15 protein-coding genes are annotated in these 14,844 nt (G+C 57.9%); 5 read left to right on the top strand and 10 right to left on the bottom strand.

The genetic code is table 11. From position 1 onward, the window contains the following. Positions 1 to 20: 20 nt before the first annotated feature. The 4 genes from CWO91_RS24525 to CWO91_RS24510 form a co-directional block, all read right to left on the bottom strand. Complete coding sequence (locus tag CWO91_RS24525) at positions 21 to 1,148, bottom strand: ABC transporter ATP-binding protein (RefSeq protein WP_130217033.1); 1,128 nt, start codon at positions 1,146 to 1,148, stop codon at positions 21 to 23. Further along, positions 1,145 to 2,326 (bottom strand): M24 family metallopeptidase, encoded by a 1,182-nt coding sequence (locus CWO91_RS24520; protein WP_245471351.1) that lies wholly within the window; start codon positions 2,324 to 2,326, stop codon positions 1,145 to 1,147. Before CWO91_RS24520 ends, CWO91_RS24525 begins: the two co-directional genes overlap by 4 nt. 66 nt (positions 2,327 to 2,392) lie before the next feature. Further along, complete coding sequence (locus CWO91_RS24515) at positions 2,393 to 4,183, bottom strand: ABC transporter permease subunit (RefSeq protein WP_165405678.1); 1,791 nt, start codon at positions 4,181 to 4,183, stop codon at positions 2,393 to 2,395. A gap of 7 nt (positions 4,184 to 4,190) precedes the next feature. Beyond that, positions 4,191 to 5,306: an ABC transporter substrate-binding protein gene (locus CWO91_RS24510; RefSeq protein WP_165405677.1), complete on the bottom strand. Its 1,116-nt coding sequence runs from the start codon at positions 5,304 to 5,306 to the stop codon at positions 4,191 to 4,193. A 133-nt stretch (positions 5,307 to 5,439) separates the two neighbouring features. Here CWO91_RS24510 and CWO91_RS24505 point away from each other — a divergent pair, with 133 nt between their 5' ends. Next, positions 5,440 to 5,922 carry an Lrp/AsnC family transcriptional regulator gene (locus CWO91_RS24505; RefSeq protein ID WP_091893989.1) on the top strand — a complete coding sequence of 161 codons (483 nt, stop codon included), beginning with the start codon at positions 5,440 to 5,442 and terminating at the stop codon, positions 5,920 to 5,922. Between the two features lie 29 nt (positions 5,923 to 5,951). On the opposite strand, the gene CWO91_RS24500 is transcribed toward CWO91_RS24505, so the two are convergent. After that, positions 5,952 to 7,103, bottom strand: a complete 1,152-nt coding sequence (locus CWO91_RS24500; RefSeq protein ID WP_130217025.1) for a diaminopropionate ammonia-lyase — start codon at positions 7,101 to 7,103, stop codon at positions 5,952 to 5,954. A 262-nt stretch (positions 7,104 to 7,365) separates the two neighbouring features. Between CWO91_RS24500 and CWO91_RS24495 the strand changes: the two genes are divergently transcribed. From CWO91_RS24495 to CWO91_RS24485, 4 genes are all read left to right on the top strand, one after another. Continuing rightward, positions 7,366 to 8,595, top strand: a complete 1,230-nt coding sequence (locus tag CWO91_RS24495; protein ID WP_130217023.1) for an aminotransferase class V-fold PLP-dependent enzyme — start codon at positions 7,366 to 7,368, stop codon at positions 8,593 to 8,595. Between the two features lie 2,152 nt (positions 8,596 to 10,747). Further along, positions 10,748 to 10,918: a hypothetical protein gene (locus tag CWO91_RS43200; protein WP_165405676.1), complete on the top strand. Its 171-nt coding sequence runs from the start codon at positions 10,748 to 10,750 to the stop codon at positions 10,916 to 10,918. Between the two features lie 11 nt (positions 10,919 to 10,929). Then, positions 10,930 to 11,211 (top strand): PilZ domain-containing protein, encoded by a 282-nt coding sequence (locus CWO91_RS24490; RefSeq protein WP_245471350.1) that lies wholly within the window; start codon positions 10,930 to 10,932, stop codon positions 11,209 to 11,211. A 203-nt stretch (positions 11,212 to 11,414) separates the two neighbouring features. After that, on the top strand, positions 11,415 to 11,756 hold the full coding sequence (locus CWO91_RS24485) for a hypothetical protein (RefSeq protein ID WP_130217021.1): 342 nt from the start codon (positions 11,415 to 11,417) through the stop codon (positions 11,754 to 11,756). A gap of 955 nt (positions 11,757 to 12,711) precedes the next feature. Here the strand turns inward: CWO91_RS24485 and CWO91_RS24475 are convergent. The 5 genes from CWO91_RS24475 to CWO91_RS43195 form a co-directional block, all read right to left on the bottom strand. Further along, positions 12,712 to 13,254, bottom strand: a complete 543-nt coding sequence (locus tag CWO91_RS24475) for a helix-turn-helix domain-containing protein (protein WP_130217019.1) — start codon at positions 13,252 to 13,254, stop codon at positions 12,712 to 12,714. A 7-nt stretch (positions 13,255 to 13,261) separates the two neighbouring features. Continuing rightward, a complete protein-coding gene (locus CWO91_RS24470; protein WP_130217017.1) occupies positions 13,262 to 13,507 on the bottom strand; it encodes a hypothetical protein in 246 nt (81 codons plus the stop codon). A 546-nt stretch (positions 13,508 to 14,053) separates the two neighbouring features. Further along, a complete protein-coding gene (locus tag CWO91_RS24465; protein WP_130217015.1) occupies positions 14,054 to 14,242 on the bottom strand; it encodes a hypothetical protein in 189 nt (62 codons plus the stop codon). 85 nt (positions 14,243 to 14,327) lie between these two features. Next, positions 14,328 to 14,546 carry a hypothetical protein gene (locus tag CWO91_RS24460; protein WP_130217013.1) on the bottom strand — a complete coding sequence of 73 codons (219 nt, stop codon included), beginning with the start codon at positions 14,544 to 14,546 and terminating at the stop codon, positions 14,328 to 14,330. A gap of 48 nt (positions 14,547 to 14,594) precedes the next feature. After that, positions 14,595 to 14,771, bottom strand: coding sequence for a hypothetical protein (locus CWO91_RS43195; RefSeq protein ID WP_165405675.1), 177 nt, complete (start codon positions 14,769 to 14,771; stop codon positions 14,595 to 14,597). Positions 14,772 to 14,844 lie beyond the last annotated feature (73 nt).

Here is a 14,844-nt window from a genome sequence, read left to right as displayed (position 1 = left end):
CTCCTTACGCCAAAGGGAGCTCAACGGGCGGCCGGAAACACGCGAGTATGCACAGCTTCGATCTCAACGCGGACCCGCTGACCGGATTGGAATAGCGGCCGTCCTGGCTTGACCGGAATCCGCGCGGTCAGCCTCAGCCCGCCCACTTGCACCAAAACGCTCTGGTTTGTGCCGGTGTACGCGGACTCCAGCACCGTCGCTTTGCCCTCATCATCGATCTCCAAACGGATAAATTCGGGGCGCACCGCGAGCAGCCCTCGATCCTGCTGAGAGAGCACCTGCTCCTTGCGTAGGTCAACGCGCAGCCCGAGATCCGGCGTTGCTACTTCAACATTCTCGCCAGACCGGCGTAGCTCGGCGGGCAAGAAATTCGTCTCGCCGATGAAATCAGCGACGAAAGCCGTAGCCGGCTCCTCGTAGAGTTCACGAGGAGATCCGAACTGCTGCAGGCGGCCATGCTCAAGAACGGCCACGCGATCGGCCATTGACAGGGCTTCTTCCTGATCGTGAGTGACGAAGATAATGGTGCTGCCTACCTCCTTATGGATCAGCTTGATCTCCATCTGGAGCTGCTGCCGAAGCTTGCGATCGAGAGCCCCGAGCGGCTCGTCCATCAACAGAAGAGGTGGACGGAACACCAATGCACGGGCCAGCGCGACACGTTGCTGCTGCCCTCCCGAAAGCTGGCTTGGAAGCCGCGCACCGTAACCGTCGAGCGCGACCAGCTTCAATGCCTTCGTAACCTCACGTTCGACATCGCGCCCGCTCATACCGCGTCTACGAAGAGGATACGCAATGTTCTCCGCGATGGTCATATGCGGGAAGAGTGCATAGTTCTGGAACACCATTCCAAAACCACGGCGATGTCCGGGAACATCGTTGATCCGGACGCCATCAAGCTTGATATCGCCCGAAGAAGGAGTCTCGAAGCCCGCGACCATCATCAGGAGCGTGGACTTCCCGGACCCACTGGATCCGAGCAGGGCGACGAACTCGCCGGGCTCTACCGACAACGAGACGCCGTCGACTGCTTTCACCGAACCGAACATCTTGGTGATCGCGTCGACCGATACCGCGCCCCGCTTATCCTTGCTGGACAGAGGAATGCTAGCCGAATGCTCGGCGGTCATCGCTGCAATGATTGTCATCTTGCGTCCGTTTCGAAGATCTGGCGTGGCGTCTTGGTCAGTCGTTCGCCTCCGCTCCTGGTCACGACGACGGAATCGCTCATCGCAAGACCTGCGGCCGAGGTATACATGTGGAAGACCATGCCCTCCTCAATCACCCAGTCCGAGTGGGGAGTGAAGCACCGATATAGATCACTGGTATGCTGAGAGACGAGCGGCGTCACTCCTAGCGTATAGCCGGTAATATTGTCGTAGGAATCACGCAAACCCGCCGCCACAACCCCTTCCCGCACGATGCGATCGACGTCGGCAGCTGCCGCACCAGGCCGAAGCGCAGCAATTTGCTGGTCCTGTAGCGAGATTAGGGTCTCCGCAGCCGTCCTCTGCTCATCGGTTGCTCGCCCCACGATGACAGAGCGCATGATGCGAACAGTATAGAAGCGCAGGCGAGGCAGGAGCTCGATGTGAACGATGTCACCGTCCGCCAGAGGTCGCTCTTCGAGAAATCCGTGTAGAGAGTCCCAGCCCGATCCGACATTCAGCGGACCGACGAAGCCATCGTCAAACCCTAGTTTGTAATAGGCGCTTGCAGCGGCCCCCGCGACATCGCGCTGGCTCTTTCCACGTTCGATCTCCCTCACGGTCGCTTGCAGGGCGCTGTCCAGAAGGGAGCCCGCGCGCTTCATGTGGGCGATCTCCTCGGCCGACTTTCGTCCTCTGAGGCTCCATGCAGAGCGTTCGAGATCGCGAATGTCAGAGCCAGGGAGAAGCTCGCGAAGGCGATTGTGTCGCTGAACGGTGAAAGAGTTCGATTGAAAGTCGGCACCGATGTGCTTGTGGGTGATGCTCCGCTCGCGCAAGGCATCTACCAGGGCGACCAGCGGATCATCCCAGTCGCCGAAGCCGACGATATCTTCCATCCAGCTCCGCTGGCGCGCCGGCGGTATATCGAGCTTGCGAACCAGAAGGAAGGGCTCGCCCGAGGCCGGCACGACGCATGTACGCCAAAGGTTCTCGGAGACGGTGTAGCCCGACAGCCACGCCATCATCTCCGGTTCATCGAGAATAACGCAGTCCAAGCGACGAGCCGCCATCAGCGCCTGAACCAACAACAATCGCCGCCTGTACTCGTCGACAGAGAAGGTGAGATCGCGAACCATGTTACAACTTTCTGCTCTTAAACTATTGCCCAGCGACACCAACGAGATCACCCGTGTGCCAATGCGATGCGACGCGTCTCAAAGTCGTCATCTTCATTGTCAAGCTCAAACCTGCGTCCGGCGTCCTTCAAGGGCTGCTCCGACGAAGAGACGCAATAAGCAAAGCAGAACCAGCACGGCCAGGAACAAGACAGCGATCACCGCGATCTGCGGACTGATCTCCAGGCGGATATTGTCCCACATTCGCATAGGCAGCGGGGTCGCGGATGGCCCACTCAGGAAAAGGCCAAACACCACGTCGTCGAAGCCCACGATGAAGGCGAATATCGCCGCGCTCGCGAGTGTTGGAAACAGAAGAGGCAAAGTCACGGTCCGTAAGGTGGTTATCGGGCCTGCGCCAAGACTCGATGCCGCCCGCTCGAGGTTACGATCGAAGCGCTTCAAGCCGGCAATCATCACGACGACAGCGTATGGCGTTCCGATGATCGTGTAGCTGAGTGCGAATGCCAGGGGAGAGCCGATCAACGGAGATCCCGCAAGCGCAAAGAAGAGCGAGACGGCCATGACGACATGCGGAACGATAAGAGGCGAGATCAGAAGAAGGTAGATCGGAAGTCGCCCCAAAAAGCGATGACGGACCAATGCGAAGGCGGCTGGGACGCCAACGGCAACACTCAAGAGCGCCGACAAGCCCGCCCAGCGCAAGCTGAAGCTCAGCGCATCCAGCCATTGGGTGTTACTGAACAGCCGAGAAAACCACCGAAGCGAATAGGCTGGCGGCGGGAACGTCAGATACGGAGCGTCACTGAACGCCAGCGGAATGACCGCCGCAAAGGGGAGGACGAGCAGGAGAAGGGCGAATCCTGCTGACGCGTACAGTAGCGGCTTACGAATCTTAGACAGAAATTCGTGCAGGCGTAAAATGGGACCGTGCGACAGCGAGGACAAGCGCTCTGCGAATGGTCGTCTGACGGGAGACCGCAAGTCGACGACGCTCGATGTAGGGATAACATCCGATCCCGGGCGGTCGTCGAGCTCTTCCGCAATGCGCCGCCGAAATATAAGAAAGATCACAACGACTGCGAGCAAGAGCAGAGAGGATTGCGCGGCCGCCTCGCTAAAATTTCCGAGGATAAGGACTCTAAGGCTAATGCCTTGCGCAATAAGATAGTCGTCCGGCCCGCCAAGAAGCTCCGGCGTGATATAGAATCCCAGGCAGGAGAGGAAAACGAGCGTACATCCGCTGACAAGGCCGGGCATCGATGCCGGAAGCGTAATGCGAAGGAATGCATCCGATGGTGGACTTCCCAAGCCCTGTGCGGCTCTCGTCAAATTCGGATTGACTCGTGTCAGCGCCGCATACAGAGGAAATACCATAAGCGGGAGCTGGACCTGCACCATGCCAATATAGACTCCGATGGAATTAAAGACCATCTGGAGCGGCTCGGAAATCGCACCAAGCGCGAGAAGCGCCTTGTTTATCGGCCCGTTGGGACTAAGCAGAACGATCCAGGCATATGTTCGGATGAGGACGCTTGTGAGGTACGGGAGAGTGACGATGAAGAGCAAAAGCGTCGCCACTCTCTGTGAACATCGAGAGATCGTATAAGCCAGTGGATATGCGATCACCAGGCAGATGCCGGTCACCGTTAAGGCAAGCGTGAGCGTCCTCAGCACGATCCAAAAGAATGAGGAAGAGCTCGCGATTTCGACATAGCTCTTGAGGGACCAACCACCATCCGACTGCAGGCTCTTGAGCGCAAGCTGGGACAGCGGCGTCAGGTAGCCGAACGCGAACAGCACCACGATCGGAAGAAGCAACAGGACAGGCGTGAGCTTGTCCCATCCAATCGACCAGCTCCGCCTGGGTTCTATGGTTGCGCTCGAATTCGACATCCCGATCCTACCGCGCACCAGCCAGCCATCGCTCCCACTGAGCCACGGCGATTTCGTTGTTCGCGCGCTCCCCAGCGGACCGAGCGTTCCAGAATTCATAGTCCTGCACGAACTGCTGTTTGCGCGCATCCGGCGAGGTGGGCAGAAGTTTGGTGCGGTCGGACGGGATGAAGTCGTAGGCGCGCGAGTTTGGCGGTGCATATAGTATGTGCTGCACGAATTTCGCCTGGTTTTCGGCTCGCGCGGAGAAGGCGAGGAATTTGAACGCGTTTTCCGCGTTTTTGGTACCCTTCAAGACGACCCAGCAGTCGTATTGCAAGATACCCTGATTCCAGGTGTAGCCGATTTTCGCCCCCTGTTCGTTCGCCGCGGAAACCCGGCCATTCCAGGCGCTGCCAGCTGTGATGAGCTTGTCGATGATAAGCTGGGGCGCTTCCGCCCCGTTGTTCCACCACTTCACGATGTTCGGTTTGATGCGACTGAGGCTCTTGAACGCCCGATCCCAATCGATTGGATAGAGCTTCGAGGGTTCAACACCGTCCGCCATCAGCGCCGCCTCGAACGTCCCGCCATCGGAGGCCCAGGTACCGGCCATCAACGAACGTCGGCCTGCAAATTTCTGGACATCCCAGACATCAGCCCACGAGTTCGGTGCATTGGATGTAAACTTCGACGCGTCGTACGCGATGAAGAGTGAATAGACGATCGCAGGCACGGTGAACTTGCCGACCTTGACAGGACTAAACGCCTCCAGGTCGGACTTGTCGAAATAGCCGTAGTCGATCGGGAGCAGCAGATTATCTCGCTCGAATGTCGGCGCCTTACCACCCGGCAGAATCGTGACGTCATACCGAGGCGCCCCCGCGAGAACGCTCGCGCGCACAGCTCCCGTATCGGTGCGAGGTTGCGCGATCACCTTGATGCCGGTCTCGCGCTCGAAAGGCTCGAAGTAGGCTATCCGCTTTGCTTCACCCCAGGACCCGCCGCCGTCATAGACGACGACTTCGCCGGTGCCTTTTGGAATTTGAGCGATCGCGGGAGCCGGAAATAGCGAGCGCGTCGCCGCAAGGCCTCCGATGAGCGCGGTGCCTTGAAGAAGTCTGCGTCTCACGATGTCCACCATAGCTGCTCTCCCTTTACCTGATGACGACACTTGCTCCGACACTGCTCGCGCATATAATGTGACGTGCCGGCGGCGGAATTCGCCGTTTTTCATTCCTCGGTGCCGGAAAGTTGCAATCTTGAGGGAAGTCCGGATGGCCGTCACGCGCGCGGATCTCGATCGCCTCGATCTCAAGTTGCTGATGTTGCTTCAGGAGAACAATCAGCAGACCTCGGAAGAGCTTGGGGAGCGTGTAGGCCTGTCGCCGACATCCTGCCTGCGTCGACTAAGGCGGCTACGCGAGAGCGGCGCAATCATGTCTGATGTTTCGATCGTAGCCCCGTCGGTCACGGGAAAGCGGGTGACGTCAATTGTGCTCGTCGCTCTGGAACAGGAACACCTTCCTCTGCTCGACACCTTCAAGAGCCGAATGAGCGGCTATCCCGAGGTCACGCAATGTTACTACGTGACCGGGGCAGCCGATTTCATATTGGTCGTCAATACGGATTCGATGGAAGAGTATGGAGCTTTCACTGAAAGGGCGTTTTTCCCTGACAAGAATATCAAGTCGTTCACAACCTTCGTTGCGATGCAGACAGTCAAGTTCACGACGCGCATCAATCTCGACGTTTCCTGACTGTACGTGCGCGCTCTCTTTGCCGCAGCCTAACGGCTCCCGCTCCAGGCTGAGAGGTCTGTGGGGCCTTCAGTCGCGAACAGCAGAACTTTCGAAGACTGTCCGAGTGCGAGCCTGTCTCGATCCTCGCCAGCTGCTCTGATGAGACCGGCAAATCCCGCCGCTCCCGACTCGCCAACCCGAAGACGCGGATCGTCGGACACGCCTGCATTTAGTAGACGAACCGCATCGGCCGCTTGCTCGTCAGTGACAGTAATGAAGCCAGTGGACATGGATTCGATGATGGGCCAAACGAGCAACGACGGGCTCTGGCACTCGAGCATGGCCATGTTCGTGGGCGGCCCCGACGGAAGACGTACAGGCCTCTCTGCATGCGCGCTCTCGTAGAGACATGCCGACCGTTCTGGCTCCACGATCCACAGATGGGTATCGCGCCCGAATAGACCTCGCGCCCAGCCGTGGCCGAACACGCTTGCTGCAAGGCCTCCTACGCCAGCCTGAACCAGAACATGCGTAAATGGCTTTGGTTGTCCCGCCGTCGCTGCAATGATTTCGTCGATCAGAATTGAGTAGCCCTGGACCACGAGCGTGCAGGCAGTCTCATCTTCTCCCGGCCCGACTGTATCCGGGACAGCAATCCAACCGTCCTGCGAAGCTGCCTTGGCCGCGGCCTCGACAGAGTCGTGATAGTCTCCGGCCACACGCACGATCGCAGCGCCGAGCCTCGAGATATGAGCGGCTCGCTCGTCGCTCACGCCTTCGTGGAGATACACGACAGCCCGCGCTCCGATGAGCCTCGCTCCTGCCGATACCGAACGACCATGATTCCCATCCGAAGCGCAGGAAAATGTGAGCTCGGAAAGCATGGATCGCACACCAGGCTCCAACAAGTCTGCCGGCAGACTCGCTCGTCCCGTCCGTCCCTCAACGTGTTTCATAGCGAGCTTCAGCACCGCGTATGCGCCGCCGAGCCCTTTGAAGCTGCCTATGCCGAGTCGCTGTGTCTCGTCCTTGATCCAGATCTCGCCTACGCCCAGCTTCTCGGCTGTACGCGGCAGAGAGATCAGTTTGGTAGGAGCGTAGCGCGGACAAGCTCGAAGCAGGCAGAGCGGCTCCTCCCCTGCGTTTCGGTCGCACCACCAAGGAATGTGCTTTAGGTCCGAGGACGGACGCAGCAGCATGGGTCGAAGATGGCTGGATGGATCGGTCGATGCAGCCTTGACAGGCTGTAGGGGCGCTCGCAATTCGTCCTCCCTCGTGTCAGACCATACTTTGGCGAAACCCGATGGCGATTACCGCAAAGTTTGAGCTGCTCGATGACAGAATTGGGCATTGTTCGATGTAAAACGCCTGGTTTGGGCCTGAAGCTCCAGTTACCCTTCGAAGAGTCGTGCACTGAACTTGGCCGAAGCAGGGCCTTAAGTTGATGAAAGGTGATTTCCGGTGCAGCCGTCTTTTTCACAGCCGACAGGTTATTCGGAATTCGCGGATCTTTCCGATTCCGACGTGGATCGTTTGCGAGAAGATACACCAGGCGTCACAAATCGACTCCATTTTAATAATGCGGGCGCGGCATTGATGCCGAAGCAGGTTGTCGGCGGCATGATCGAATACCTGCAGCGCGAAGCGGAAATTGGCGGCTATGAGGCAAGCGCTGAGAACACCGCTCGCCTCGACGGCGTGTACGACAGCATCGCCCGGCTCGTCGGCTCCAGACGGGAGGAGATCGCGCTAGCCGAGAACGCCACTCTGGCATGGCAGCGCGCCTTTTATTCGCTTTCCTTTGGCCCAGAAGACCGAATTCTCACGACCTCAGCCGAATTTGCGGCCAATTACGTTGCGTTGTTGCAGGTGGCGCGTCGTACCGGTGCACGGGTTGAGGTCATACCTGACGACGCAAATCGTGTTCTCGATCCGCAAGCGCTCGAGCGTATGATTGATGCTCACGTACGACTGATCGCTATCACGTGGGTGCCGACCAATGGCGGCCTCGTGAATCCGGCTGAGGCCGTGGGACGGATCGCGCGCCGACATGGTATCCCCTACTTGCTAGATGCGTGTCAGGCGGTTGGGCAGATGCCGATCGATGTCTGTGCACTTGGTTGCGATATGCTTACCGCAACGGGCCGGAAGTTCTTGCGCGGTCCGCGCGGGACAGGGTTCCTGTATATACGTGACGATTTCCTGAAGGGCGTCGAACCTGCCATGATCGACCTGTTCGGAGCACCGTGGGTTGGACTCGAGCGCTACGAACTTAGATCCGACGCGCGACGATTCGAGACGTGGGAAGCAAACTATGCAGCGCGGCTTGGACTTGGGATAGCTGTCAATTACGCGCTTTCGATCGGCATCGAGAGAATCGAACGACGTTGCCGTCTGCTTGCGAAGGGACTGCGCGAACTGCTTGGTGCAATCGCTGAAGTGTCGATTCATGACCTGGGAGAACGTCCCGCTTCAATCGTCTCCTTCACAATTCGCAACGTGGGTGCACGCGAGGTCATGCGTCAGTTGGCAGCAGTGAAAATCAATGTGTCAGTCTCGCCACCAACAAGCACCCCGTTGGACGCAACGCGTAGAGACCTTCCCGATGTCGTTCGCGCGTCGCCGCATTACTACAATACATTCCAGGAGGTTGAAACTCTCGTGTCGGCGGTCCGCCGAATAAGCAGTTAATGGTAGCCTCGCCGAGGCTGCCTAGTCGGAAGCATCGGCGCCCGATCGGGCAGCGGCTCATAATCAAGGTACGACAGCAAGCAAGCCGCTGCACAATTGGACAGCTTCCACTCCGCGAGAGCTGAGAACCCTAAGCTACTGGCCTAACGCTTCGTTAGGCTGTTACTCGTTGTCACCGTGCTGGTAGCATCCAACTAAGCCATCCCCGAACCACCACGAAGCCATCGGCAACGCGGCGACACCCCCTGCCCGCACGTACGACGACACCGCGGCGCCAACGCGATCCGGTCCGGTTTAGGGCCGACACGCGCAGCAGCTGCGATGCGGCATCAAATAAATACAGCTGCCCGCGCCACTCTCCCTCCGACAACAGGCGAGTGCGGAGCTACCGGTGGGCAGACCCCAAGTTCTGTGCGTCAAGTTCAGCAAAATTGATCATGGGGTCCGGCCAAGCCATCCCCTCGGAGCCGCCGTCGCTCGCTCGCCCCAAGCGCAGCGCTGGCGAGCGACGGCGGCGGAGAGGGGTGGCGTCCGGTTACTACCCAAATAGTAGTATCGGTAGCGCGGGTCCGATCTTCGCCAATGGCGGTTGGACAACTAAGGCCATTGGCAACGGTGCTGCGGGCGATGTCATCAGCGTTGCTGTGGATATAGGTAATCTCAAGACGTGGTGGAGACGCAACGGCGGAAATTGGAACAATGACGGAGCAGCTAATCCCGCGACAAATACAAATGGCGCATCAATTCCCTCGGCTGCCAGTTATGCTCCGGCCGTAGCATTTATGGGATCGTCAGCGACAACTTCACTGCGAACTTCGGCGCGACGGCGTTTACTTACACGGTGCCGTCTGGCTTCACGGCGGGCTGGCCCGCCTAGCGAATGTTCATGTGCCGCGTGGGGTACGAGTCATCGATATTCCTTGGTGATGGTCCGCACACGGCTGTCACCCGGTCGGCTTGGCCTTTCGCCTCGCGTCAATCTGACGCGAAACTTGCTCCGTGCCGTCCATCGAAGGCTCAGTGTAAGCTGGCCCACGCATGTCGACAGTAGCCCCCTTTCGAGCCAAGCCAAAACCTGTGCGCTGGCCATCCGCAGTCGTTGCGCTGGCGGCGGTTATGCTTGGCATCGCGTCTTTCTGGACCTCGCCGACGTCGCCCACGGCAATCTTCCCTATCGATGGCGACACGGTAAGGCATTGGGGACAGGTATACCGGCTCGTGGGGTTCGATACGCCGGAGCGGGGGGATCGGGCCCGCTGTGATGACGAGCGCCGCCGCGCCGAACTCGCGACCCGCAGACTGCGGGAGCTTATCGCCAGCGGCGAAACGCGCCTGCAGCGGGTTGCCTGCGCATGCAGGCCGGGCGAAGAGGATACATCGCGCTGCAATTTCGGCCGGCTGTGCGGCTCGCTCACCGTCGGTGGCCGTGACGTCGGACAGACACTAATCGGCGAGGGCTTGGCGCGCCCGTATGTCTGCAGCGGCACGCGCTGTCCACCGCGGCAGGGATGGTGCGGTTAGGCCAAACGTGTGGTGGCGAAGAGAAGGCCCCGCTCCACCGCTAGGGCTGGGGGCTGAATAGCAATGGAGCGGGAGACGGGAGCTCGTTCGCACCAGCGCTGGAAATCGATCGAAACCCCCGACCTGCTGAATTTGCGATCCTGATTCGGGCCTGATGGCGGCTGATACGTGGCGCCATTCGGTCCAGCCGAAGCTGAAATTCGTCGGGCCGGTGGCCCTAGCCGGTAGCGGATGCCAAAAACTCTTTTACGAGGCGGCGTCTGATAGTGCTTGGTTCACGTTCTCCTTGCGAAGCGAGCCAGAGGATGCGCTCGGCAACCTCCACCGCAGAGCGGTGCCGCTGACGAGTGAACGACGGGCTGGAGAGAACTTCATCTAGAACGTCGCGGAGCATGTGTATTGTTGCTGCGTCGTATGCCATGCGCCAAATATCCCGCTTCCTTGAAACAATTTGCGCCGCGCGAACCGCGCAAAGGGAAGACAAGTGAAAAAAGCGTTGCCGGGCTCAAAATACGTCGTCCCGGCAGCGCCTATTCTCTAACTGAGCGCTGAAATCCCAGTTGGTTTCAACTATGCAATGGTCATGCCACAGGTCTATGACAGGGCGGCCACTCCGGGCGGAGACTGATTCGTGATGCTGGAAACGGTTCTGGTATTGCTGGGAATTGGCGCAGCGGCCCTTGTTGCCATTGCATTTGGGGCTTTCGCAAGCAGATCCGACGTGGATAGGGCGCGCCATTACGGCGGTCTGTTCTTCTATCTGCCGTTCACAATTCCCGCTCCATCGCAGGATGACTGCTGAAGGATGGTCAGTTGGTTGAAGAACGAAGGAAGGCCCTCCGCGAGGAAGTTGACGAACTCGCGATCATGTTCGGGGATGGCTCGAGCATCAGGTGCCGCGTCGTAAACCTGTCTGACCAGGGCGCCGCTATCGAACTTCGGGACGCGAGTCTCGCACGTCCTCTCGAACTCATGCTTGAACGTGACCGCTCAGTAAGGAAATGCCGCCTGGTTTGGGCCATGCAAAATCGCATTGGTGTTTCTTTTGATGCTGCTCCGAGCCATGCCGACGTGGATAACGTCGATCACCAGTAGTCTTGCGGGTGTCGTTTACCTTAGCGATGACTGTACGTTTCTTCAGTCTTGCGCGAGTCGTTGAGGGTGTACTGGTGCGGACTCCCAGTAGAGGAGGAATGCGCCCCTATACATTGGTTTAACGTCACAGTGCGCCCCAATTCTCACCAAGTTTGCCGCACATCCCAAAGGAAACAGGGCAAGAAGGCACGCGAGGGCAGATAGTGGTCGTCAAGAACATCGTCATTCCTTTGGAAGTCGAGTATCTGCAAAAGGCAGCAAAGGAGCGTGGAATTTCTCGCTCCAAGCTTGTGCGGTATGTGATGGAGAAGGTCGTGAACGACAAACTCGTTCATACGATTCTCGGCGAAAACGACTTGTCGAACCTTGAGCCGGCGCCGCGACGGTATCGGCGGTTTCGGGACGACCTAAACGGGACTGATCCTTCTTTTTACGCCGCCGCTCCGATCACCTCAAACGATGCTTCAGAGAGTTGCTGCTCTGCTCTGGCCCCTACGCCCGTCAGGCCGGAGTCACACAGGGCGAGATTGCCGAAGAAAAAATGACGAAGGCCGCAGCGATGTTTTCGCTGCGGCCCGCGCATGGTCAAAATAAACCGGGTAAAACGATTTAAGTGGAATATTGAGCCAGCCCCGGTGGAAAAATATTTAATTTAAATTGACACGGGGCGCGAGTCATTTCGCATGTGGAACCGCGAACCTCTGAGGTTTTCTTGTCCTAAGTTAATTGGGACCCTTTGTACCGTTCGCCACGATACCCCCACTAGGGCGGAGCGACCCGCTGGTTCACGCTGGCGGGCTCCTCCTAGGGAGTTACCAGAGAGCGCAGTAGATCCCAAACCATTCGAATGTAGGAAAAGAGAGACTCGTCTATAAAACGGGCAAATGGCGGCGAGTTTATTATAACGATGCCGAACAAGATTATGCCGGCTGAGCCGATGAGCATCTCTTTGAGGTCGCGGTGCATGGGGCAGTGTAGATGATGCAGCGGGAGCAAACATCCGGTTCTCAGGTCGCGGTGTCTGTCTCAAGAGCCCGCATATAGGTGCCGCTCTCGTGAAGCTTCGAGCCAGCCGCGCTCGACCGCGTGCTGGAGATAGGCGCTTGCAGAGGATTTTACGAATCTCCTTAAAGTTCCTGCCCGGAACAGTGCTAAAGCGAACAGAGCAACGCGGTGAGCTGTGAGTAGGCTCGTTTTCGCTTGGCCCTTGGTAGCCCGAGGACCAAGCACCACCTCCAGCGGCCCCGGCCTCTCATAGCTCCCCTGGCCGGGGCCGTCCTTGCGTGGGAATTTGGAGCTGCTTTTTCCGGCTACACGGGCTTGGCCGACGGCGCGCGGATCAGCTGCGAGCTGAGGGCGGGGCGCTCGGGCAAGATGTCCGCGGAAAAACTTCGGATTGGCTGACGGGCGCACCCGCAATCTGCATTAGTTTGCTGGCTCTGCCTTCAAAGAGCCGGACCCGGTCTGTTCAACTGGTCTCAAAAACCTTTTCAAGTTGATTTAGAACGCGCATGTGGTCAGCGGTGCGAAGCGGCGCAGAAGAAAAGTATTCGTTGGCGCTGTAAGGCTGTCCAGATCGCCGCTCAAATACAAACTCAGGAGGCCGAGGCACTGGGGCTGCAGCCGTTGCGAGCGATAACTCTGCGGTGGTTCAGGAGTGGCGCTTTTTTGCGCGCTCCCTAGCGTAGAAGTCGTTGATGTGTTCGAGGGCGGGGCTGTGGATGCAATTTGCATGAGAGGGTCGTTGGTGTTAGCCGGCCCGGCAACTGCCGACAATGAAATTTGCGCGGCTACTCGGTGGTTTCTTTCGGATTCTGACGGATCTATTATCTTCAGTTCGATGTCGTGGTCTAACCCCCAAACCATATCGGCAATTGTTTCGATAGTCATGTTGGTCCGACCAGTAAGACGATGGTGCACGGCGGAACGATTGATGCCGAGCTTGTTAGCAAGGCTCGATTGATTGAGATCGCCCGCCTCATATTTTTTGGCATAAGCGTCCCGTAGCTGTCCTTCAATCATTCCGGAAAGCTTCAAGAACATCTGGCGTCTAGGGCTTGGCTGGCGACGGGAAGATGGCAAGGATATCTCCTAACAACACAGTGTCTTCGAGCTTGTGAGCTTTGATGAAGGTCAGCACGTCCTCGCGTTTGGAGTCGCTCAATCCTGAAAATTTCTTTGTGTCGGTCTCAAGCGCGAATCCTACCGCCACAAACGCGCGCGCCCGCGGACACCATCCATAAATTCTTGCGCCGGGGACATGAATCTTCCAAACGCCCTTCTTGTTGGGCAGCATGCGACGAAGGTCACCTGCGCTCGGTCGCTCAGAGCATCTGAAATCGCACAGGCCCTGTTCGATATGCTCCGCAATCGTCCTTCCACCTATTGTCAGTTTGTCATCATGAAGCGCATTCGTGCAGTCGAAGGCGCTCCAAAAAGAGCTCTGAAAGAAGGAGTTTGGCAACCAATTCCGGCGGCGACGTTCCCAGCTGAGTTGCCTTGCTTCCGAACGTCGATTGAACATACACGATCGAGTTCTGGACAAAGTATGTCCCGTGGTACGCGACACCGTAGAGTATCACGGTAAGGGTTTTAACTACCGCAGGCCTGTCCATGTGGGCCTCGCTTGCATCTTGAAATGGGACACTGAAAAATCAGACCAATTGATGCATGATTCCCGTAGGTCTGAATACCCATTAGATCATTCTATTCGTCGGCTTTCGGAGCCTCTAATCCGCCGGACGACCTAAACCCTCGACTATGCGGTCAGCCACGCTGAAGCAGTTCTCGAACGGAGACACCCGAAAAAACCGGGGGTCAGACATACCGCGGTGCGCCTTCCTCAGAGGATCTTAAACAGACCACCGTCAATCAAAGCCTGAAGGTCTGCGGTAACGGTCAATGTGTGAGTTTCGGAGAAAACGAGTGTCGTTCGATGTCCGTTCGGAAGGACAAATCGAACGGTGTCCGGGTTGATGTACACGGTTTGACCGGTGGCAGCGTCGGTCACGCCATATAGCGGTTTGGTCATTTCCCCCTCGCCTGTCATTTCCCCTTCGCCTTTAGTTCGATCGATGAGCCGTCTCAACCTAGTTCGATCTGCAACGCACCCAGCATCATTGTTTGCTGGGCGTTTCGGGAGCTGCCGGCGGCGACGTGGGTTCGACTTCAGCCCGATCTGGACGAGTCGTGTCATCATCCTCTTCGGTTTTCGAGGCTCGAATGCCCCTCCTGATGATAAGGCCGACAATGCCGAGTGCGACTAAAGCGCTGCCGGCGATGATCAGCCAGTGAGGCAGCTGCAACTCAGAGAGCATGTCGAGCACATGGCTCATTTGCCCTTCGCCTTCTCGACCAGCCGGATGGCTGTGGCCTTGTTTCAGCTAATAGGTCAGCGCCAGAAGTCGTTGCACAATCGCGCCCAAGCAGACGAGCACGACTAGGAGCTTAAGCAATTGTGCCAGTCGACCGTCCGGCGCAAATCTGTCGATTGCCCAAAAACAGATCGCTCCAACAACGACGATAATCAAAACGCCGATCAGAATTGAAATGGCGCCCATTCTATCCTCCTCTCAAACTCCGCGTCTTTTGTGAGCCCCTGTCATTTCTTGGCCTTTAACCCTATCTCGACCA

This window comes from Bradyrhizobium genosp. SA-3 (assembly GCF_004212635.1).
Lineage (GTDB): Bacteria > Pseudomonadota > Alphaproteobacteria > Rhizobiales > Xanthobacteraceae > Bradyrhizobium.
The sequence above is the reverse complement of the archived record's forward strand: the minus strand, read 5'-3'. Positions and strand labels throughout refer to the sequence as shown.